Genomic DNA, 20,942 nt, shown 5'->3' on the forward strand with positions numbered 1-20,942 from the left:
CAGCGAGAGCTTACTTGCTGGCAGCAGCGTCAGCAGCCGAAGCAACGGCGTCAGCAGCAGCACCAGCAGCCGAAGCGGCCGTGTCAGCAGCAGCACCGGCAGCCGAAGCAGCCGAGTCAGCAGCAGCGCCAGCAGCCGAAGCAGCGTCCGAAGCAGCCGTAGCAGCCGAAGCGGCAGCGTCAGCGGCCGGAGCAGCGGCTTCTTCCTTCTTGCCGCAGGCGGTCAGAGCCATAGCAGCCAACAACGAAGCGACGAGGAGAGACTTCTTCATGATCACGTCCTTTTATGGTAGAAGACAAGCGAATGAATAATTAGTTACGGTAATACGCTCTTGCCAGCGCAAAGCCGATTGCGAGACATTGGCAATTGAGGATTACCCTTGGTCATGCAAGCTGCTTGGCGAGAAATTATATTGGGTTTTCCCCAAGGCGTCACGTCTATCTCGCGCATTTACCCCGCTTTTTTCCTTACCGTGCGCAACTTTCGCACGATCGGTGTATCCGGCCCAAGAAGTAACCAGCCCGAGGCGTACCAATCGTACAGAATTTCGGCGATTTCTTGGTCATTTTGCTCGAAATTCGCACATTCACTCGCGTCCAGCGTTCGATGATCGGCAAGTCGCCGTAACGTCGATCGCGCATTGACGGGCACTTCGAGCGGTTCGCCGTTAACGTAGTATCGGTTGCGTCGATACAACAATTGCGTCTTCGCAGAGAGTGCTACACCTCGTGTCGCGGCCGCACGCGCAAAGCGTGCCGGTGTTAACGGCGCATCGGGCGCGTCGAAAAACACATGCGACTTCGGCTCGCTGAGCCAGCGTCCAAGAAAATCTTCCACTTCCTTTTGCCCCCAGCGCACTTTCTCGAGCTGTGAGACCAGCGTGTCGATCATGGCATCCGGCAGTGCAGCGGGGTGTTTGACGGCGGGTTGATGCGGGTCGGCGTATCGGCCAGCGAAATGCCGGGAAAATGAGAGTTCCGGCGCGTTTTCCGCGAGGTGATATAGAAAGTTCTGAAGCATCTCTTGCTCGAGCGGCGCGCGAAAGCCGATCGAGTACGTCATGCATTCGCCTTCGGCCACACCGTCGTGGGCGTAGCCGGGCGGCAGGTACAGCATGTCGCCGGGTTCGAGTACCCATTCTTCTTCGGCTTCGAAGTGTTTGAGAATGCGCAGCGGCACGCCTTCCTGCCACGTGGTGTCGCGTTGCGGCCCGATGCGCCAGCGGCGTTTGCCGTGCGCTTGCAGCAGGAACACGTCGTACGAATCGAGATGCGGGCCAACGCCGCCGCCGTCGGTGGCGTAGCTGATCATCACGTCGTCGAGACGAGCATCGGGAATGAAGCGAAACTGTTGCATGAGCGCGTCGACGGCGCCAGCGTGCAGGTTGACGCCCTGCACCAGCAGCGTCCACTGCTTGCGCGTGAGCGGCGGCAGATCGTCGGCGTCGAACGGGCCGTGATCGAGTTGCCAGCGCTTGCGGGAGAGGCTCACGAGACGCGACTCGACATCGTCCTGCGCGGCGAGCGCAAACAGCGCTTCGCGCGATAGCGGGGCGGTGAAGCCGGGAATGGCCTGGCGGATGAGCAGCGGGCGCTTGTGCCAGTAACGCTTCATGAAAGCGTCTGGCGTGAGGCCGCCGAGCAGCGTCGATGTGGGCTTGGATGTCGTCATGCGTAGGTCGTTGGTGCGTCGGGTCGGGAGCTGTCGGCGCAATGTGCGGTGTTCGAGCGGTGCGGGCAAATCAGCTGTTTAGTTGCCGTTTAGCCGCTGTATAGCCGCGCTGGCGGGGCGCAAAACCCTTGTCGATCGGTCATTGGCTCGCCGTCAGGTTGCGCTCACGCAGGTCCGCGTATAATGCGGGCTGTTTTTCGGAGAGTTTGATGAAGATCGAAAAGAATACTGTCGTGTCGGTGACGTACTCGTTGTCGGACGCTCAGGGCAACCTGATTGAAGAAAGCGGCGCCGAGCCGATGGTCTACCTGCACGGCGGCTATGATGGCACGTTCCCCAAAATCGAGGAAGCGCTCGATGGTCAGGACGTCGGCTACGCCACGCAACTGCAACTGGAACCGGCCGATGCATTCGGCGACTACGATCCCGAGATGATCAAGGTCGAAGAGCGTAGCCGTTTCCCGGATCCGCTCGAAGTCGGCATGCAGTTCGAAGGCACGCCGGAAGATGGCGACGAAGAAGGCGACACGTTCATCTACACGGTGACCGATGTGGCCGACGACAAGGTCGTGCTCGACGGGAACCACCCGCTGGCCGGCATGGCGCTGCGCTTCGACCTGAAGGTGACGGACGTGCGTCCCGCGACGGAAGAAGAAATCGAGCACCAGCATGCGCACGGCGCAACGGGTCTCGAGATCGTCGACGAAGACGAAGACGACGCCCCCACGATTCACTAAGCTGGCTGCGTCGCACGCGCCCCGCTAACGGGTGTCGGGCGACGGCGAGCGCGAGTCGCCAGAACGAATTCGCCGGACCGGTGCACTGCGGATGCAGTGCGCCGGGTCCGGCGTTTTCCGTTTCGATTCGTGAAAAGTGATTTGCCGCCCGTTGCCGGTCAGTCGTCGCGTGCGGGGGCGCGGGTGACGGGCTTATCGCTCGGCGTTAAGCCCGGCGCTGTTCCCGGTATTAAGCCCGGCATTAGCGACGGCCCCAGCGGCGTGACGCCCTGATTCGGGTCCGAGCTATTGATTGCAGCGCCGGACGCCGGATACAGCGTGGAATAGGGCGCGCCATACGGGCCGTAAGGCCCTGATCCGTCGCCGCCGAGGCCCGTCTCTGGGGACGGGTTAATCCCGCGCGATGCCGCCGGGCCATTGCTCTTCTGCACACTTGCCGCCGCGCTGTTGGCGGGCAGCAGCACGCTATCGACGCTGAACACCTGCGCAGTGCCCGGATCCACCCGCACGCGCACCCAGCGGTTCACGGTTGGCGTGCCGTACGTACTCACCTGTGTGAACGATTTGACCACCGCGCCGTGCACGTCTCGCAGCGGCTGCGTCAGGTGCAGGGTCTTGCCGCTGTCGATGAGCAGCATCGGCGCCTTGAACCGGCTTGCGAGCTTCTGCAACTGCACGCGAAAGTCCTTGTACCCATCGACGCCTCGCCGCTCGTTGCGCTCCGAGAACATCCCGCGCAGGCCGCCGCCGCGCGCCGGTTCGAATTCCGGATCGGCCTGCACGACGATGACCATGCCAAGCGCGTCCTTCTGCTGCGCATACACGAGGGCGTGCTGTAACCAGACGCGCGTCGCAATCACGCGGTCTTCGAACTCGCCGTTGCGCCCGCCGGCCGAGCGGTAATTATTGTTGTTCCCGGGCAGATTCAGGCCGACGAACACGATGCCGCGATAGAACCAACGCACGTTCTCGTGATACTGCCGAAAGCGCGCCATATCGCTCTGACGCGTGAGATCGAATTGCGCGTGTCCGACGGGCCCCGGCCCCAGCACGTCGTCGTTGCCGAAGGCCCGATCGCGCAGGAAGTCGAGCCGTTCAATCGGGTTATAGCTACCGTCGGCCGCACGCTGACAGTCGGCCCAGTCGTTCGCGCCCGGTACGTAGATGAGTGGCTTGGGCGAACTGGAGAGCAGGTTGATCCGCTCCGTGATGAGTTCGTCGCGGCAGGACTCCGTCGGTCCCTTGAAGTTGCCCGCATGCACGACGAATGCCGCCGGGCCATCGCCGATGGTGGCCAGCACGCTGCGCACGACCGGCACTTCCGTGTTGCCGAACGGCGTATTGCCCAGCACCGCGAATTCGAACGGCGGCAGCTTTGGGGCGGCCTTGGCGGACGTTTTCGCGACCGCGTGCGAGCGGCCACTCTGCGCGGCTGTCGCTGTGGCTGTCGTTGCTGCCGTCGTCGGCGCCGGCCCTGTCACGAGCGCGAGCATGACCAGCGCAACGCAAGCCCGGCCGGTGCTGCCGAAGCGTGCGATGCGAAGGAGGTGCAAGTGACGAGGGCTCGACATGAAGTGGCTTGGTTGCCTCAGTGACTGGTCGGTTCGCGGTCAGTTCGACGGGCGGCCGGCCAACAGGCCGCGCAGCTCGTACAGCAGATCCAGCGCTTCACGCGGACGCAGATCGTCCGGATCGATGCCGGCCAGTCGTGCCAGCGTGGCCTCGGCGGCCGGATCGAGCGCAGGCGCCAACGTGTGCTGTGCCGCATGACGCCCATCGGCGGTAACCCCGTCGATCGCATCGACGTCGTTGCGCGCATCGTCTTCATCGCTGTCGTGATCGACCACGGCACGCGGTGCGAACAAGTCGAGCTGCGGTGCCGACGGATCGAGTGCCTGCTGTTCAAGCAGCGCCAGATGTTTGCGCGCCGCACGAATCACCGGCATCGGCACCCCCGCGAGTTGCGCAACCTGAAGCCCGTAGCTCTGGCTGGCCGGGCCATCCTGCACGGCGTGCAGGAACACGATGCCTTCGCCGTGTTCCACGGCCGACAAGTGCACGTTGGCGCATTGCGGGAACTCGTCGGGCAGTTGCGTCAATTCGAAATAGTGCGTGGCGAACAAGGTGTACGAGCGGTTGTGCCCGAGCAGATGACGTGCGATAGCCCACGCGAGTGCGAGACCGTCGAAGGTCGACGTGCCGCGCCCGATTTCGTCCATCAACACGAGACTCTGATCGGTGGCCGTGTGCAGAATCGCCGCCGATTCGGTCATCTCCACCATGAACGTAGAGCGTCCGCCCGCGAGGTCGTCCGACGCGCCGATACGCGTGAAGATCGCGTCGAGCGGCCCAAGCCGCACGGATTCCGCCGGCACGTAGCAGCCCACATACGCGAGCAGCGCGATGAGCGCGGTCTGGCGCATGAACGTCGATTTACCGCCCATGTTCGGGCCGGTGATCAACAGCAGGCGGCGCGCGTCGCCCAGCGAGCAGTCGTTCGCGATGAAGCGCTCGACCTGCTGCTCGACCACCGGGTGGCGGCCCTGACGGATATCCACCACGCGCTCGGCGATCAGATCGGGCTTGACCCAGCCCAGCGTTTCCGCGCGCTCGGCGAGGGCGGCAAGTACGTCGAGTTGCGCGAGTGCCTGCGCAATGCGTTTGAATTCGGCGATATGCGGCAGCAATTCCTGCAACAGCGCTTCGTAAAGCACCTTCTCGCGGGCGAGCGAGCGCTCTTGCGCGGAGAGGGCCTTGTCTTCGAACGTCTTGAGTTCCGGCGTGATGTAGCGCTCGGCATTCTTGAGCGTCTGGCGGCGACGGTAGTCGTCGGGCACCTTGTCGGTCTGGCCGCGCGTGACTTCGATATAGAAGCCATGCACCTTGTTGAACTCGACGCGCAGGTTGTTGATGCCGGTACGGGCACGCTCGCGCACTTCGAGATCGACCAGAAACTGACCGCAGTTCTCCGAGATGTCGCGCAATTCGTCGAGATCGGCGTCGTAACCGCGCGCAATCACGCCACCGTCGCGCAGCATGACTGCCGGTTCTTCCGCGATGGCGCCGGTCAGCAAGGCGAGCGATGCCTCGGGAATGGCGAGGTCTTCATGCAGCATGGCCAGCAGCGGCGAGCGCTCTTCGACAGCGCGCAGCGTCACGTGCAGTTCGGGCAGACGGCGCAGCGCGTCGCGCAGGCTCGACAGATCGCGCGGGCGGGCCGTGAGCAGCGCGAGGCGTGCCGTAATGCGTTCCACGTCGGCCACATGACGCAGTTCGCCGCTCAGCGCGCGCCATGCGCCGGGGCCTTCGAGCAGCGTCGCGATGGCCTCATGGCGGGCCTGCGGTACTTGCTGATCGCGCATCGGGTGATGCAGCCAGTGACGCATCAGACGGCTGCCCATCGTGGTGCCGCAGGTGTCGAGCAGCGAGAGCAGCGTGGGCGATTCGGTGCCGCGCAGCGTCTCGGTCAGTTCAAGATTGCGGCGGGTGGCGGCGTCCAGCCCAATATAGGCGGCTTCTCGCTCCACGTTCAGATTTTGCACATGGCGCAGCGACTGACCCTGTGTCGCGGCTGCGTATTGCAGCAATGCACCCGCGGCGCCAAGCGCCGGGTTCAGGCCGTCGCAGCCGAAGGCCGTCAGGCTCGCCACGCCTAGTTGATCGCGCAGTCGCTGCGTACCGGCAGCGGTGTCGAAATGCCAGTCGGGCACGCGCGTGGTGGTGCCGAGCGAGAGACCTTCGAGGGCCTCCAACGCGCTATCGGGCACGAGCGTCTCGGCCGGCCGAATGCGTTCTAGCTCGCGTGCGAGCTTGTCGGTGGCCACTTCCATCAGACGCAGTTCGCCACTCGCGAGCGACAGCCATGCCAGACCGGCGAGGCGTTCGCCCGCGCGCCGTGCGGCGGCCGCTGAGGTCGATGAGACGGCCGGGGGCAGTTGCACGGCCAGCAGGTACTGATCGAGCTTGTCGCTGAGCAGGGCCGCATCGGTGAGCGTGCCGGGCGTGACAATGCGCACGACCTTGCGCTCCACCGGGCCCTTGGAGGTCGCAGGGTCGCCGATCTGCTCGCAGATGGCCACGGACTCGCCGAGCTTGACCAGCTTGCCGAGATACTGCTCCACGGCATGGTGCGGCACGCCGGCCATGCGAATCGGCTGGCCGCCCGACTGGCCGCGCGCGGTCAGCGTCAGATCGAGCAGGCGCGCCGCCTTCACCGCATCGTCGTGAAACAGCTCGTAGAAATCGCCCATGCGATAGAAGACGAGCATGTTCGGGTGATCGGCTTTGATGCGGCTGTACTGCTGCATCATCGGCGTCATTGGCGCTGCGGCGGGGGCGGGGGTGGCTTGGACTTGGGTGCTCGTCATGAAAGAAAAATCGGGTCGAAGCGACTGAATTCGGGGTGAGGCTGGTTAGCGTGGCCAAGTGGGTGCGGTCATGGGGCGCGCCGGGCCGGGTTCCGTTGACTTCAGCACACCTCGGCACACCTCATTTCGCACCCATCTGGCGCGTTGGATGCGCAATTTTACGACGGGTTCGGTCTCGCTCGTGACGGACGATGTCTCGATGCCCACTTTAGGTGCCGATGAGACTGTTACACGAACGCGGCGAATTTTGCTCAAGTTTCCCAAAACTGTGCCGTTTCGGGTGGTAAGCTCTCGCAAAAATAAACAAGAAGCAAGACTAGCTACTCTCGCACGGGTCGGTATGGTGAAGACGTTGAAGGGACGGGTTGCGGCCACGACGGCGCTCGTCTCGATGATATTGATCGTCGGCGTCGCCGTCGGTATTGAGTTTTTCGTCTACGGAGAGTTGCGCAGCTCGTTGCAGGCCCAACTCGACAATCAGGTCAAGCTCGTCGCCGATCAGCTCGACGACAAGGTGCGCGCGAAGTATCTCGCGTTGCATCGCATTTCGCGTCACCTCGGCAATCCGTATGCGATGACCCCCGCACAGCTCGATGCGTTTGCCAACGCGTCGGTGTCGATGCCCGAGACCTTCAATACCTTGTTCGTCGCGGCCCCCGATGGCCGTGTGATCTACGACTCGACTTTCCCCGCCACGCCCATCAACGTTGCAGACCGCGACTATTTCAAGGCACTGCTCGGTGGTGCGCCGCAGGCGATCTCCGGTTTGATTGCCGGCAAGATCACGCGCTCGCCCGGCGTTGTGCTGGCCGTGCCCGTGCGCGATGCCGACGGGCGGCTCACAGCTGTGGTGGGCGGGGCGGTCAATTTACTGCGGCAGAACTTCATCGTCGATCTGGCGAGCAACGCGGTCGGCGACACGGGCCGCTATTGCCTGATCACGAACGAAACGCCGGCCCGCTACGTCATTCAGGCCGACGTGACGAAGATACTCACCGCCGTCGGCCCCGAGCAGACGCTGTGCGGTGTGCGCGACGCCGGTTCCCATGATCTCGTGCACATGCATCCGCTGGTAGCGCGCGCGTCGATGTCGACGGCCGGGTGGTCGCTGGTCGCGGTGTTGCCGGGGGCGGAAGCCTTCGACCCGCTCGCTCGTGTGCGGCGTCGCGTGGTGATGCTCGCCATCGCGGCCATCGCCATTGCGGCATTCGTGATGTGGTGGGTGGCGCGCCGCATGCTGCGTCCGATCGACACGTTGCGCGATCTGGTGACGCGCAGCGCGAGCGATCTGCGTGCCATCCAGTCGTTACCGGTGCAGCGTGCCGACGAGATCGGTGCGTTGGCGAATGCGTTTCGCGACATGATGGAGCGTCTGGGCGACCGCACGGAGGCGCTGGAGTCGTCGCGCGAAGCGGCGCGCGCCAATGTGCGGCGTATGCAGGAAATCGCCGACCGGGTGCCGTTTCTGGTGGCGTTTCTCGACGGCGAGGAGCGTTTCGCATTTGTGAACCGGGCCTGTGAGGTGCGTCTGCGCCGTTCCCGCGAACAAATTCTCGGATCGACAGCGCAGGATTTGCTCGGCGCGTTGCTCTATCGCGAGTTCGCGCCGTACCTTGCGCGCGCGTATGCGGGGGAAGCCGCCACGTTCGTCTGGGATTTCGGCGAGAACAACGAGTATCGCTGCTTCGAAGTGAGTTATCAGCCGGAATGGGCGGCGAACAATGCGCTGGTCGGGGTGCACGTGTTCGTACGCGACATCACGATCGAGCGCTCCAATGAGCGACGCTGGCGGCGCGAGTCGCATACCGATCACCTGACCGGGCTGCTCAATCGAAAGGGCTTCGATCAGGCGCTGGCCGCCGCCGTGCGCCGGGCGCGTGAGGGGGCAGGGGCGCAAGCGCTGCTGTTCGTCGATCTCGATCGCTTCAAGCTGGTCAACGACACTTGGGGGCACGCGCTGGGTGACGAACTGCTGCGGCGTCTGGCCAAGCGCCTCGTGGCTTGCGTGCGCGAGAGCGACGACATCGCCCGTTTCGGGGGCGACGAGTTTGCGCTCATCATGCGTGACATCCACGATGTGAAGGATGTCGAACGGGCTGCAAAGGCGATTCTCGAAGTCGCGTCGCGTCCGATGGCACTCTCGGTCGGCGATGTGGGAGTGGGTGCTTGCATCGGCGTGGCGATGGTGGCCTGCGGCGAAGACAAGACAGCGGACATGCTGTTTCAGGACGCCGACCGCGCGCTGTACGACGCGAAGCACGGCGGCCGCGGCCGCTTCGTGTTCAGTGTTGGTGCATCGGCACGATCGTTGTAGGTCGGTGCGCTGTCACTGAGTGCGATGCAAAACATTCACGGTGAGTCAGCGCTCACCGGGGGTGCCAGTGTCCGCGCGAGTTGTCCTTGTCATCTCTGTGTCTTGCCTTATCGCGCATTAGTCGCGGCCAATCGATAGCGCTCCGGCGATCAGCTTCCGTGTAGTTACGAACACAAATTGTCTGACGCACAATACGTGACGCCATCCGTTTGTAGCGGACTGCGACAGACGGTCCGGGCGTGGGGAAGTGATCGACCAGGAGGCAAGCATGAAACTCGAGGGCGGACGAAGCCGGGTAGTCACGCGGGCGGCTTCTGACGCAGGGTGGCGCGAAGCGGGGTCGCGCCGTGAGCCGCCGCGGACATCGCATCGGAGGCCGCGTGCGCGGCTCGATACCGATGCCACCGGGAACGAGACAAGACACGAGAGCCTGTCCGTTCGTGAAAACGAAGTGTTCCACATGTTGGTCGACGGCCTCGCCGTCAATGAGGTCGCTCACGCGCTGCATCTGAGTGAGCGAACGGTAACGTCGCATGTCATGCAAATTCTGCACAAGCTCGCGCTCGGGGACTGTGCGGAATTGATCGGCTACGCCGTGCGGTACGGGCTGGTCGATGAGGGTACTGAGGGCGCTGTCTGAGGGTGTTACCTGAGCGCCTGTCGAACTAAAAAGGAGTGCGCCGGTGTGCCGATGCAATGTCGGTGCGCGAGTGTGCCATTCGGACCTAACCCGGCGCGTCGGACGCGATCTTCGTGATGGCGTCGCGACGCGCCAGTCACACAGCGATTGCCCGGTGTCGCCTTTCTCTTTCCCGCCTCTCGTCTCTCGTCTCGATTACTGCTGCGTGTACCGTGCGAGCCGACGCGAATTCGCGGTCGGTGATAAGGTACCGGCTCGAACCTATTTGACCGTTCCGCAAGGGACGCGCCCGGTACCTAAGAAGGACAGACACATGAAAGCGATCGAGATCACGCAATACGGCGCACCCGAAGTGCTCAAGCTGACCGAGCGCGCCAAGCCCGAGCTCAAGCCGGGCGAAGTGCTCATCAAGGTGAAGGCGTCGGGTGTGAATCGCCCCGACGTGCTGCAACGCATTGGCCAGTACCCGGTGCCGCCGGGCGCGTCGGACCTGCCGGGGCTCGAAGTGGCCGGCGAAATTGTCGAGGGCTCGCTGGACGGCGCCGACAATCGCTGGGGCCTGAAGATCGGCTCGCGCGTGTGCGCACTTGTGCAGGGCGGCGGTTACGCCGAGTACTGCACGGCGCCGCTCGCGCAGTGTTTGCCGGTACCCGATGGCCTCTCCGACGTGGAAGCGGCATCGCTGCCGGAAACGTTCTTCACTGTGTGGAGCAACGTGTTCGACCGTGCACACCTCGGCAACACCGAAGCGGGCGAAAAGGAAACGTTGCTCGTGCAGGGCGGCACCAGCGGCATCGGCGTGACGGCGATCCAGTTGGCCGTGGCGCTCGGTCACCGCGTGTTCGCAACGGCCGGTTCCGATGAGAAGGCGCGTGCCTGCGAAGCGCTCGGCGCCGAGCGCGGTATCAACTACAAGACGGAAGACTTCGTCGCCATCGCGAAAGAACTCACGCAAGACCGTGGCGTGGACGTGGTGCTCGACATGGTGGGCGGCGATTATCTGCCGCGTGAAGTGCAGGCCCTCGCGTTCGATGGCCGCATTGCGATCATCGCGCTGCTCGGCGGCAGTAAGGCGACGCTGGACATGGGCGCGCTGCTGCGCCGCCGCCTGACGGTGACGGGCTCGACGCTGCGCCCGCGCTCGGTGGCCTTCAAAGCCGCGATTGCCCAAAAGTTGCACGAGAAGGTCTGGCCGCTGTTCGCCGCTGGCAAGATTCGCCCGGTCATTTACCAGACATTCCCGGCAGAACAGGCCGACAAAGCCCATGCCCTGATGGAAACCAGCACCCACGTCGGCAAGATCGTGCTGACTTGGTAAGCCGGAGGGGAAGGGCGGGTAAAACTCGCGTGAAAGCACCGATTCATGCGGTTTTTCTCGCCCGATGTCCGGCGAAATTGACCCCCATAGCCCAGACGCACTAGAATGAGAGGTTTTTCGTCTATAAGCATGGGGGAGAAGGCGTGACATCTGCTATCGCAGCTTCGGCTCGCACCATCAGCCGCAAGGCTGGCAAGCTCGTCGTGGGCAACTGGAAACTGCACGGCAGTCTGGCCGGCAACGAGACCCTGTTGGGCAGTCTGCTGGCATCGCCGGTATTGAGCGCATCGGGCGTGAGCGCCGCGGTGTGCGTGCCGTTCCCCTATCTTGCGCAATGTCAGGCGCGTCTCTCGGGGCAGGCGCTGGGCTATGGCGCGCAGGATGTGTCGGCGCAAGTGAATGGCGCATTCACGGGCGAAGTGGCTGCGCCGATGATTGCCGAGTTCGGCGCACAGTTCGTCATCGTGGGGCACTCGGAGCGTCGCCAGTACCATGGCGAGACCGATGCGAGTGTCGCTGCCAAGACGCTGCGCGTGCTCGACGCGGGCATGACGCCGATCGTCTGCGTGGGCGAAACGCTCGCCGAGCGCGAGGCCGGTGACACGAAGGCCGTGGTGACCCGTCAGCTCGAAACGGTGCTGGCGGCGCTGAGCGCAGAACAAGCCACGCAGATTGTCGTTGCCTACGAGCCGGTCTGGGCGATCGGCACCGGCAAGACGGCAACGTCGGCCGAGGCGCAGGCAGTGCATGCGGACCTGCGCGCATTGCTGCGCGCAAAGGGCGCGGCCGTGGAAGATGTGGCGGTGTTGTACGGCGGCAGTGTGAAGCCGGACAATGCGGCCGAACTGTTTGCGATGCCCGACGTCGATGGTGGTCTGATCGGCGGTGCGGCATTGAAGGCAGCCGATTTTCTGGCAATTTGCGAGGCGGGTCTGCCGCGCTAATGCCGGTGCCATTCTTGTAATGGCACGAAATAGTCATGATGCGTCGCAGCAAATGCGGCGCAAATCAGATTCTTCTATACGGGTGATGAGATGGGGTTGTTCAAAACGTTTTTGGTCGTGGTGCAGGTGCTTTCGGCGCTGGGCATCATCGGCCTGGTGTTGTTGCAGCATGGTAAGGGCGCCGACATGGGCGCTGCATTCGGTAGCGGTTCGTCGGGTAGCTTGTTCGGTGCTTCGGGCTCCGCCAACTTCCTTTCGCGCACGACGGCGGCATTGGCTGCCGTGTTCTTCGTGACCACGCTGGGCCTCACGTACATGGGTTCGTACAAGCCGAAGGCAAGCATCGGTGTCCTTGGTAATTTGCCCGCAGCGACGGCACCGGTTGCCGCTTCGGCAGCAGGCGCATCGAGCGTTCCGGCACCGGCTTCGGTGGCGAATCCGCAAGACGTGCCCAAGTAATTGGCAAGCTGTTTTTGACGTGTAATAAGCGGTAAAGAAAATCGAAAAAAATTCGATTTGTGCATTGAACAAAATGCCGAAGAGCGCTACTATAGCGGTCTTGAAGCGATTCGTAAGTGACAGCGGATTGCAGACTATGAATGCCGACGTGGTGAAATTGGTAGACACGCTATCTTGAGGGGGTAGTGGCGAAAGCTGTGCGAGTTCGAGTCTCGCCGTCGGCACCACAGTTCTACGATGCCAGCCTTGCGTTTATGCTTTGGCTGGCATTTTATTTTGTGCTCACCGTTCATCCGCTTTCCGGTCCCCACACCATCGACGAGAGCGGTTCTTTGAACTAACCGAAAGAGGGTAGAGTTGAACCTCGGAACCTATTATCCCGTCCTGCTGTTTCTTCTGGTAGGTGGCGGTCTTGGGGCGGTACTGATTGGCGTCGGTAAATTCCTCGGCCCCAACAAACCCGACAGCGAAAAACTCTCTCCGTACGAGTGTGGCTTCGAGGCATTCGAAGACGCGCGCATGAAGTTCGATGTGCGCTACTATCTCGTCGCCATCCTTTTCATCCTGTTCGATCTCGAAACGGCATTCCTGTTTCCGTGGGGCGTAGCTCTGCGCGATATCGGCTGGGTGGGCTTTATCTCCATGATGGGTTTCCTGCTTGAGTTGCTGATCGGTTTCGTATTCCTGTGGAAGCGCGGTGCGCTTGACTGGGAATAAGGCCGGCGTTTGACAGCAGCATTGCAGAAGGATTCAGGGTAAGCATATGAGCATCGAAGGGGTTTTGCGCGAAGGGTTCGTCACCACCACGGCTGACAAACTCATCAATTGGACGCGCACGGGTTCGCTGTGGCCGATGACGTTCGGTCTCGCTTGTTGTGCAGTCGAAATGATGCACGCCGGCGCAGCGCGTTACGATCTTGACCGGTTTGGCGTGGTGTTCCGCCCGAGCCCGCGTCAGTCGGACGTGATGATCGTCGCCGGCACGCTGTGCAACAAGATGGCGCCTGCGCTGCGTAAGGTCTACGACCAGATGGCCGAGCCGCGCTGGGTGATCTCGATGGGGTCGTGCGCCAATGGCGGCGGCTACTATCACTATTCGTATTCGGTGGTGCGCGGTTGCGACCGCATCGTGCCCGTAGATGTCTACGTGCCAGGCTGTCCGCCGACGGCCGAAGCGCTTGTCTACGGCATCATTCAGTTGCAGTCAAAGATCAAGCGGACTGCGACGATCGCTCGCAAATAACGCTACCGCCCATGTCTACACTAGAAAAACTCAAGACCACCCTGCAAAACGTGCTTGGCCCCCGCGCCGAGCTGTTGGTGGAAGCCCTTGACGAACTCACGTTGACGGTCAAGGCGAGCGACTATCTCGAAGTGGCGCACACGCTGCGCGATCACCCCGAGCTTAAGTTCGAACAGCTGATGGACGTAGCAGGCCTGGATTACTCGGCCTACGGCGACGGTGCCCATGACGGCCCGCGTTACGCCGCCGTCTCGCATCTCCTCTCGATTTCGTACAACTGGCGTCTGCGCGTTCGTGTGTTCGCGCCGGATGACGACCTGCCGGTCGTGGCCTCGTTGATCGACGTCTGGAGCTCGGCCAACTGGTTCGAGCGCGAAGCTTTCGATCTGGTGGGTATCGTGTTCGAAGGCCATCCGGATCTGCGCCGCATTCTGACGGACTACGGCTTCATCGGTCACCCGTTCCGCAAGGACTTCCCGACGTCGGGTTATGTCGAGATGCGTTACGACCCCGAGCAGAAGCGGGTGATCTATCAACCGGTGACGATCGAGCCGCGCGAAATTACGCCGCGCATCATCCGCGAAGAGCATTACGCCGGTCTGAAACATTAAGGTGGCCTTGTGGCAGACATCAAGAACTACACTCTGAACTTCGGTCCGCAGCACCCGGCAGCGCACGGCGTGCTGCGCCTGGTGCTCGAGCTGGATGGCGAAGTGATCCAGCGCGCCGATCCGCACATCGGCCTGCTGCACCGCGCGACCGAAAAGCTCGCTGAATCGAAGACGTTCCTGCAATCCGTGCCGTACATGGATCGTCTGGACTACGTCTCGATGATGTGCAACGAGCACGCCTACGTGATGGCGATCGAAAAGCTGATCGGCGTCGATGTGCCGATTCGCGCACAATACATCCGCGTGATGTTCGACGAAATCACGCGGATTCTGAATCACCTGATGTGGATTGGTTCCCACGCACTCGACGTGGGCGCGATGGCGGTGTTCCTGTACGCCTTCCGTGAGCGCGAAGACCTGTTCGACGTGTACGAGGCCGTCTCAGGTGCCCGCATGCACGCGGCTTACTACCGTCCGGGCGGCGTGTATCGCGACCTGCCGGATGCGATGCCGAAGTACCGCGCATCGAAGTTCCACAACGAGCGCGCCATCAAGCGGATGAACGAAGCCCGCGAAGGCTCGCTGCTCGACTTCATCGAAGACTTCGCGATTCGCTTCCCGAAGTGCGTCGACGAGTACGAAACGCTGCTCACCGACAACCGGATCTGGAAACAACGTCTGGTCGGTATCGGTGTGGTGTCGCCGGAACGCGCGTTGCAGCTCGGCTTCTCGGGCGCGATGCTGCGCGGTTCGGGCATTGCCTGGGACTTGCGCAAGAAGCAGCCGTACGAAGTGTACGACCGCCTCGAGTTCGATATCCCGGTGGGCAAGGAAGGCGATTGCTACGACCGTTATCTGGTGCGCGTGGAAGAAATGCGCCAGTCGGCGAGTCTGGTGCGTCAATGCGTGAAGTGGCTGCGTGAGAATCCGGGTCCGGTGATCACGGATAACCACAAGGTGGCACCGCCGTCGCGCGTTGAAATGAAGTCGAACATGGAAGAGCTGATTCACCATTTCAAGCTCTTCACCGAAGGCTTCCACGTGCCGGCCGGCGAGACGTATGCCGCGATCGAGCACCCGAAGGGCGAGTTCGGCATCTATCTGGTGTCGGACGGCGCTAACAAGCCGTACCGCTTGAAGATTCGTGCGCCGGGCTTCGCCCATCTTTCTGCGCTCGACGAGATGGCCAAGGGTCACATGATTGCCGATGCTGTCGCAATCATCGGTACCCAGGACATCGTGTTCGGCGAGATCGATCGCTAAACGCGCAGTGGGCGCCCCCGGGCGCCCACCGGTTTTAATTCGGCAGGGTTTCGCAGGTCGATACCGTTGCCGTTCCTAGTTGCCGTGCCTGTGAGTCGCAGGCGACCGAGATGATCGGTTGCCCGTGCTGGCACGAGCGGGGATAACGTTTTAGAGAACAGTCGGATCGGAAATGCTTTCTCCCGAAGCCCTGAAGAAAATCGACCGTGCCGTTGCCAAATACCCTGCCGACCAGAAACAGTCGGCGGTGATGCACGCACTTGCCGTAGCGCAGGTCGAGAAAGGTTGGTTGTCGCCCGAAGTCATGCAATTCGTGGCGGACTACCTCGAAATGCCCGCAGTCGCGGTGCAAGAGGTCGCAACCTTCTACACCATGTTCAACACGAGCCCGGTGGGCAAGTTCAAGTTGACCGTGTGCACGAACCTGCCTTGCCAACTCACGCGTGGTGAAGAGATGGCGAAGTACCTGAAGGAAAAATTGGGCGTCGAATACAACGACATCACGCCCGATGGCCTCTTCACGGTCAAGGAAGGCGAGTGCATGGGCGCTTGCGGCGATGCCCCGGTCATGCTGGTGAACAATCACCGCATGTGCGGCTTCATGAGCGAAGAGAAGGTCGATGCGCTCCTCGATGAGCTCAAGGCCAAGGCCGCTGCCGGAGAGAAAGCATGACGTCGCTGCACAACCGTCACATCAAGCCGCTGATTCTCGCGGGCCTTAATGGCGATAACTGGCATCTGGAAGATTACGTCAAGCGCGGTGGTTACCAGCAGCTCGCCCGTATTCTGAAAGAAGGCCTCACGCCCGAGCAGGTGATCGCCGACGTGAAGGCTTCGGGCCTGCGTGGTCGTGGAGGCGCTGGCTTCCCGACGGGTCTGAAGTGGAGCTTCATGCCGCGTGCGTTCCCGGGCCAAAAGTATCTCGTCTGCAATTCGGACGAAGGCGAACCGGGTACGTTCAAGGATCGCGACATCCTGCGCTACAACCCGCACGCCCTGATCGAAGGCATGGCCATCGGCGGTTTCGCCATGGGCATCACGGTCGGCTACAACTATATCCACGGTGAAATCTACGAAGTGTACGAACGCTTCGAAGAGGCGCTGGAAGAAGCGCGCGCCGCCGGGTATCTGGGCAACAACATTCTGGGCACGGACTTCTCGTTCGAGTTGCACGGTCACCATGGTTACGGTGCGTACATCTGCGGCGAAGAGACTGCATTGCTCGAATCGCTCGAAGGCAAGAAGGGCCAACCGCGCTTCAAGCCGCCGTTCCCGGCGAGCTTCGGCTTGTATGGCAAGCCGACGACGATTAACAACACCGAAACGTTCGCAGCTGTGCCGTTCCTGCTCGCGACCGGTCCGCAGCAATACCTGGAAATGGGCAAGCCGAACAACGGCGGCACCAAGATTTTCTCGGTATCGGGCGACGTCGAGCTGCCGGGCAACTACGAAGTGCCGCTGGGCACGCCGTTCGGCGAACTGCTCGAGCTGGCCGGTGGTATGCGCGGCGGTAAGAAGCTGAAGGCAGTGATTCCGGGCGGCTCGTCCGCACCGGTCGTGCCGGCGGGTCTCATGATGGAAACCACCATGGACTACGACAGCATCGCCAAGGCTGGCTCGATGCTGGGTTCGGGGGCGGTGATCGTCATGGACGAGACGCGCTGCATGGTGCGCTCGCTGTTGCGTCTGTCGTACTTCTACTACGAAGAATCGTGCGGTCAGTGCACGCCGTGCCGTGAAGGTACTGGCTGGCTGTGGCGCGTGGTCAACCGTATCGAGCATGGTGAGGGCCGCAAGGAAGATCTCGACCTGCTGAACTCGGTGGCCGAGAACATCATGGGCCGTACCATTTGCGCGCTCGGCGATGCCGCAGCGATGCCGGTGCGCGGCATGCTCAAACACTTCTGGGACGAGTTCGCCTACCACGTCGAGCACAAGCATTGCTTGGTCGGCGCTCACTAATCCCTTTTGACGCTTGGCATTGAACCGCTATGGTTGAAATCGAAATTGACGGCCAAAAGGTCGAGGTGCCCGAAGGCAGCATGGTGATCCAGGCTGCCAAGAAGAACGGCACCTACATTCCCCACTTCTGCTATCACAAGAAATTGTCGATCGCAGCGAACTGCCGCATGTGTCTGGTCGAGGTCGAGAAGGCCCCGAAGGCTGTGCCGGCCTGCGCCACGCCCGTTGCCAACGGCATGATCGTGCGCACCAACTCCGACAAGGCTGTGAAAGCACAGCAGTCGGTGATGGAGTTCCTGCTGATCAACCACCCGCTCGACTGCCCGATCTGCGATCAGGGCGGTGAGTGCCAACTTCAGGACTTGGCGGTCGGTTACGGCAAGTCGGCATCGCGCTACCAGGAAGAGAAGCGTGTGGTGTTCCACAAGAATGTGGGCCCGCTGATCTCGATGGAAGAAATGTCGCGCTGCATCCACTGCACGCGTTGCGTGCGCTTCGGTCAGGAAGTGGCCGGGGTGATGGAGTTCGGCATGCTGGGCCGCGGTGAGCACTCGGAAATCACGTCGTTCGTCGGCAAGACGGTCGACTCCGAACTGTCCGGCAACATGATCGATCTGTGTCCGGTTGGCGCACTGACGTCGAAGCCGTTCCGTTACAGCGCCCGTACTTGGGAACTGTCGCGCCGCAAGTCGGTGAGCCCTCACGACGGCGTGGGTGCGAACCTCGTGGTGCAAGTGAAGAACAACAAGGTCATGCGCGTGGTGCCGCTCGAAAACGAAGCGGTCAACGAGTGCTGGATCTCGGACAAGGACCGTTTCTCGTACGAAGGTCTGAACAGCGACGAGCGCCTCACCAAGCCGATGCTCAAGCAAGGCGGCGAGTGGCACGAAGTCGACTGGCAGACGGCGCTTGAGTACGTCGGCCACGGCCTGACGGACATCATCCGCGACTTCGGCGCCGATGCCGTTGCCGGTCTGGCCTCGCCGCACGCCACGGTCGAAGAACTGCACCTGCTGCAAAAGTTCGTGCGCGCACTGGGCAGCGACAACGTCGACTTCCGCCTGCGTCAGACGGATGTGTCGGGCGGTACGAAGGGTGCTCCGTGGCTCGGCCTGCCGATCACGGAACTCGACAAGCTGCAAAGCGCACTGGTCGTCGGTTCGTTCCTGCGCAAGGATCATCCGCTGTTCGCGTCGCGTCTGCGCACCGCCGTGAAGACGGGCGGTCAGCTGAACCTGCTGCACGGCTCGGACGACGATCTGCTCGTGAAGCTCGCGAACAAGATCATCGCCGCACCGGGTGCCTGGGTCAGCGAACTGGCCGGTATCGCTGTGGCTGCCGCCGCTGCCAAGGGTGTTGCTGCCCCGGCAGAACTGGCCGGTGTGACCGCCAGCGACGCTGCCAAGGCCATCGCCGCTTCGCTGATCAACGGCGAGCGTCGCGCGATCCTGCTCGGCAATGCTGCCGTTCAGCATCCGGAATTCGCACAACTGCATGCGATCGCGCAAGTGATCGCTGACATCACGGGCGCCACGCTGGGCTTCCTGACCGAAGGCGCCAACACGGTCGGCGGCTACGCAGTGAAGGCCACCAACGCGAAGGGCGCTGCGGCACTGTTCGCACAGCCGCGTCAGGCCTACGTGCTGCTCAACGCCGAACCCGAGTTCGACTCGGCCGACGCGAAGCAAGCACTCACGGCTCTCAGCGCCGCGAAGATGGTGGTCTCGCTCTCGCCGTTCAAGCACGGCCTCGAGTACGCCGACGTGCTGCTGCCGATCGCCCCGTTCACGGAAACGGCCGGTACGTTCGTCAACGCCGAAGGTCTGCCGCAACACTTCAACGGTGTGGTGCGTGCGCTGGGTGAGACGCGTCCGGGCTGGAAGGTGCTGCGCGTGCTGGGCAATCTGCTCAAGCTGCAAGGTTTCGAACAGGACACCGTGGAACAAGTGCGCGCCGAAGCGCTCGCCGGTTTCTCGGCGGCTGCGCTCGACAACCGTGCCACGGCAACGCTGGCCGCACCGAAGGCTGCTGCACAGGGTCTTCAGCGTCTGGCCGACGTGCCGATCTACGCTGCCGACGCGCTGGTGCGTCGCGCTCCGTCGCTGCAACTGACCAACGATGCGAAGGCCTCGCTGCGTGCCACGCTGCCGGCTGCGCTGTTCGACAGCCTGGGCCTCGCTGCCGGCGACGCCGTGCGCGTGCGCCAAGGCGACGCGGTGGTCACGCTGCCGGCCGCTCGCTCGGAAACGTTGCCTGCCAATGTGGTGCGCGTCCCGGCAGCCACGCCGGCATCCGCCGCGCTTGGCGCGATGTTCGGTGAAATTTCGGTGGAGAAGGCGTAAATGAGCCTGAACGAAGTCATCAATCAATACGGCACGCAGCTGCTGGGCGTGGCCTGGCCGACGGTGTGGGCGCTGGTCCGCATCCTCGTCGTGGCCGTGATCCTGCTGCTGTGCGTGGCGTACCTGATTCTGTGGGAGCGCAAGCTCATCGGCTGGATGCACGTGCGTCTCGGTCCGAACCGCGTGGGTCCCGCCGGTCTGTTGCAGCCGATCGCCGACGTGTTGAAGCTTCTGCTCAAGGAAGTGATCACGCCGACGCAGGTCAGCAAGGGCATTTACGCCATCGCCCCGGTGATGGCAGTGCTGCCGGCCTTCGCGATCTGGGCGGTGATCCCGTTCCAGCCGGGCGCAGTGCTCGCCGACGTGAACGCCGGTCTGCTCTACGCGATGGCGATTTCGTCGATCGGTGTGTACGGCGTGATTCTGGCCGGTTGGGCATCGAACTCGAAATACGCTTTCCTCGGCGCCATGCGCGCGTCGGCCCAGATGATTTCGTATGAAATCGCGATGGGCTTCGCACTGGTGTGTGTGCTGATGACGGCCGGCTCGCTGAATCTGTCGGACATCGTGCGCTCGCAAGAGCACGGCATGTTCGCCAGCATGGGCGTGAATCTGTTGTCGTGGAACTGGCTGCCGCTGCTGCCGATGTTCGTCGTGTACTTCGTCTCGGGTATCGCGGAAACGAACCGCCACCCGTTCGACGTGGTGGAAGGCGAATCGGAAATCGTGGCCGGTCACATGATCGAGTACTCGGGCATGGGCTTCGCGCTCTTCTTCCTGGCCGAGTACATCAACATGATCATCATCTCGGCGTTGGCCTCGGTGCTGTTCCTGGGTGGCTGGAGTGCGCCGTTCGGCTTCCTGTCGTTCATCCCGGGTGTGTTCTGGCTGGCGTTTAAGGTGTTCCTGCTGCTGTCGGTGTTCATTTGGGTACGTGCGACGTTCCCGCGCTACCGCTACGACCAGATCATGCGTCTGGGCTGGAAAGTTTTCCTGCCGCTGACGATTGTCTGGGTGATCGTGGTGGGTGTCTGGATCATGTCCCCCTGGAACATCTGGGGCTGAGGCGAA

The 20,942-nt window shown here is 62.5% G+C and carries 18 protein-coding genes and 1 tRNA gene; 15 read left to right on the plus strand and 4 right to left on the minus strand.

Features of this window, described 5'->3' with window-relative positions:
• Positions 1 to 10 precede the first annotated feature (10 nt).
• Together PIN31009_RS27885 and PIN31009_RS10165 are read right to left on the minus strand one after the other, a co-directional pair.
• Complete coding sequence (locus PIN31009_RS27885; protein ID WP_170935958.1) at positions 11 to 271, minus strand: hypothetical protein; 261 nt, start codon at positions 269 to 271, stop codon at positions 11 to 13.
• Between the two features lie 179 nt (positions 272 to 450).
• Positions 451 to 1,671, minus strand: coding sequence for a cupin domain-containing protein (locus PIN31009_RS10165; RefSeq protein WP_150790132.1), 1,221 nt, complete (start codon positions 1,669 to 1,671; stop codon positions 451 to 453).
• A gap of 209 nt (positions 1,672 to 1,880) precedes the next feature.
• Between PIN31009_RS10165 and PIN31009_RS10170 the strand changes: the two genes are divergently transcribed.
• Positions 1,881 to 2,408: an FKBP-type peptidyl-prolyl cis-trans isomerase gene (locus PIN31009_RS10170; protein WP_058379378.1), complete on the plus strand. Its 528-nt coding sequence runs from the start codon at positions 1,881 to 1,883 to the stop codon at positions 2,406 to 2,408.
• Between the two features lie 158 nt (positions 2,409 to 2,566).
• Here the strand turns inward: PIN31009_RS10170 and PIN31009_RS10175 are convergent, their stop codons facing one another.
• Together PIN31009_RS10175 and mutS are read right to left on the minus strand one after the other, a co-directional pair.
• Complete coding sequence (locus PIN31009_RS10175) at positions 2,567 to 3,979, minus strand: hypothetical protein (protein WP_150790133.1); 1,413 nt, start codon at positions 3,977 to 3,979, stop codon at positions 2,567 to 2,569.
• A gap of 39 nt (positions 3,980 to 4,018) precedes the next feature.
• Positions 4,019 to 6,775, minus strand: coding sequence for a DNA mismatch repair protein MutS (gene mutS, locus PIN31009_RS10180; protein ID WP_150790134.1), 2,757 nt, complete (start codon positions 6,773 to 6,775; stop codon positions 4,019 to 4,021).
• 340 nt (positions 6,776 to 7,115) lie between these two features.
• Here mutS and PIN31009_RS10185 point away from each other — a divergent pair, with 340 nt between their 5' ends.
• The 14 genes from PIN31009_RS10185 to nuoH all read left to right on the plus strand — a co-directional run bounded on the left by PIN31009_RS10185 (position 7,116) and on the right by nuoH (position 20,936).
• Positions 7,116 to 9,089, plus strand: a complete 1,974-nt coding sequence (locus PIN31009_RS10185) for a sensor domain-containing diguanylate cyclase (RefSeq protein ID WP_174997082.1) — start codon at positions 7,116 to 7,118, stop codon at positions 9,087 to 9,089.
• Between the two features lie 268 nt (positions 9,090 to 9,357).
• Positions 9,358 to 9,729, plus strand: a complete 372-nt coding sequence (locus tag PIN31009_RS10190) for a LuxR C-terminal-related transcriptional regulator (RefSeq protein WP_150684075.1) — start codon at positions 9,358 to 9,360, stop codon at positions 9,727 to 9,729.
• A gap of 313 nt (positions 9,730 to 10,042) precedes the next feature.
• Entirely contained in the window at positions 10,043 to 11,047 is a 1,005-nt protein-coding gene (locus tag PIN31009_RS10195) for an NAD(P)H-quinone oxidoreductase (RefSeq protein ID WP_150684076.1), read from the plus strand.
• A gap of 176 nt (positions 11,048 to 11,223) precedes the next feature.
• The gene (tpiA, locus tag PIN31009_RS10200; protein WP_150790293.1) at positions 11,224 to 11,991 is read left to right on the plus strand and encodes a triose-phosphate isomerase; all 768 of its coding nucleotides are present in this window, start codon (positions 11,224 to 11,226) and stop codon (positions 11,989 to 11,991) included.
• 90 nt (positions 11,992 to 12,081) lie between these two features.
• On the plus strand, positions 12,082 to 12,450 hold the full coding sequence (gene secG, locus PIN31009_RS10205) for a preprotein translocase subunit SecG (protein ID WP_087688196.1): 369 nt from the start codon (positions 12,082 to 12,084) through the stop codon (positions 12,448 to 12,450).
• A gap of 142 nt (positions 12,451 to 12,592) precedes the next feature.
• Positions 12,593 to 12,677: transfer RNA gene (locus PIN31009_RS10210), tRNA-Leu, on the plus strand.
• A 130-nt stretch (positions 12,678 to 12,807) separates the two neighbouring features.
• On the plus strand, positions 12,808 to 13,167 hold the full coding sequence (locus PIN31009_RS10215; RefSeq protein ID WP_058379371.1) for an NADH-quinone oxidoreductase subunit A: 360 nt from the start codon (positions 12,808 to 12,810) through the stop codon (positions 13,165 to 13,167).
• 46 nt (positions 13,168 to 13,213) lie between these two features.
• Positions 13,214 to 13,693, plus strand: a complete 480-nt coding sequence (locus tag PIN31009_RS10220; RefSeq protein WP_010807413.1) for a NuoB/complex I 20 kDa subunit family protein — start codon at positions 13,214 to 13,216, stop codon at positions 13,691 to 13,693.
• Between the two features lie 11 nt (positions 13,694 to 13,704).
• Positions 13,705 to 14,304, plus strand: a complete 600-nt coding sequence (locus PIN31009_RS10225) for an NADH-quinone oxidoreductase subunit C (protein WP_058379370.1) — start codon at positions 13,705 to 13,707, stop codon at positions 14,302 to 14,304.
• A 9-nt stretch (positions 14,305 to 14,313) separates the two neighbouring features.
• The gene (locus PIN31009_RS10230; RefSeq protein ID WP_150684077.1) at positions 14,314 to 15,567 is read left to right on the plus strand and encodes an NADH-quinone oxidoreductase subunit D; all 1,254 of its coding nucleotides are present in this window, start codon (positions 14,314 to 14,316) and stop codon (positions 15,565 to 15,567) included.
• A gap of 172 nt (positions 15,568 to 15,739) precedes the next feature.
• The gene (gene nuoE, locus PIN31009_RS10235) at positions 15,740 to 16,240 is read left to right on the plus strand and encodes an NADH-quinone oxidoreductase subunit NuoE (RefSeq protein WP_058379368.1); all 501 of its coding nucleotides are present in this window, start codon (positions 15,740 to 15,742) and stop codon (positions 16,238 to 16,240) included.
• Complete coding sequence (nuoF, locus tag PIN31009_RS10240) at positions 16,237 to 17,529, plus strand: NADH-quinone oxidoreductase subunit NuoF (RefSeq protein ID WP_058379367.1); 1,293 nt, start codon at positions 16,237 to 16,239, stop codon at positions 17,527 to 17,529. Before nuoE ends, nuoF begins: the two co-directional genes overlap by 4 nt.
• Positions 17,530 to 17,558: 29 nt before the next feature.
• Positions 17,559 to 19,871 carry an NADH-quinone oxidoreductase subunit NuoG gene (gene nuoG, locus PIN31009_RS10245; protein ID WP_150684078.1) on the plus strand — a complete coding sequence of 771 codons (2,313 nt, stop codon included), beginning with the start codon at positions 17,559 to 17,561 and terminating at the stop codon, positions 19,869 to 19,871.
• Complete coding sequence (gene nuoH / locus PIN31009_RS10250; RefSeq protein ID WP_058379365.1) at positions 19,872 to 20,936, plus strand: NADH-quinone oxidoreductase subunit NuoH; 1,065 nt, start codon at positions 19,872 to 19,874, stop codon at positions 20,934 to 20,936.
• The last annotated feature ends 6 nt before the right edge of the window (positions 20,937 to 20,942 follow it).

Source organism: Pandoraea iniqua (assembly GCF_902459685.1).
GTDB lineage: Bacteria > Pseudomonadota > Gammaproteobacteria > Burkholderiales > Burkholderiaceae > Pandoraea > Pandoraea iniqua.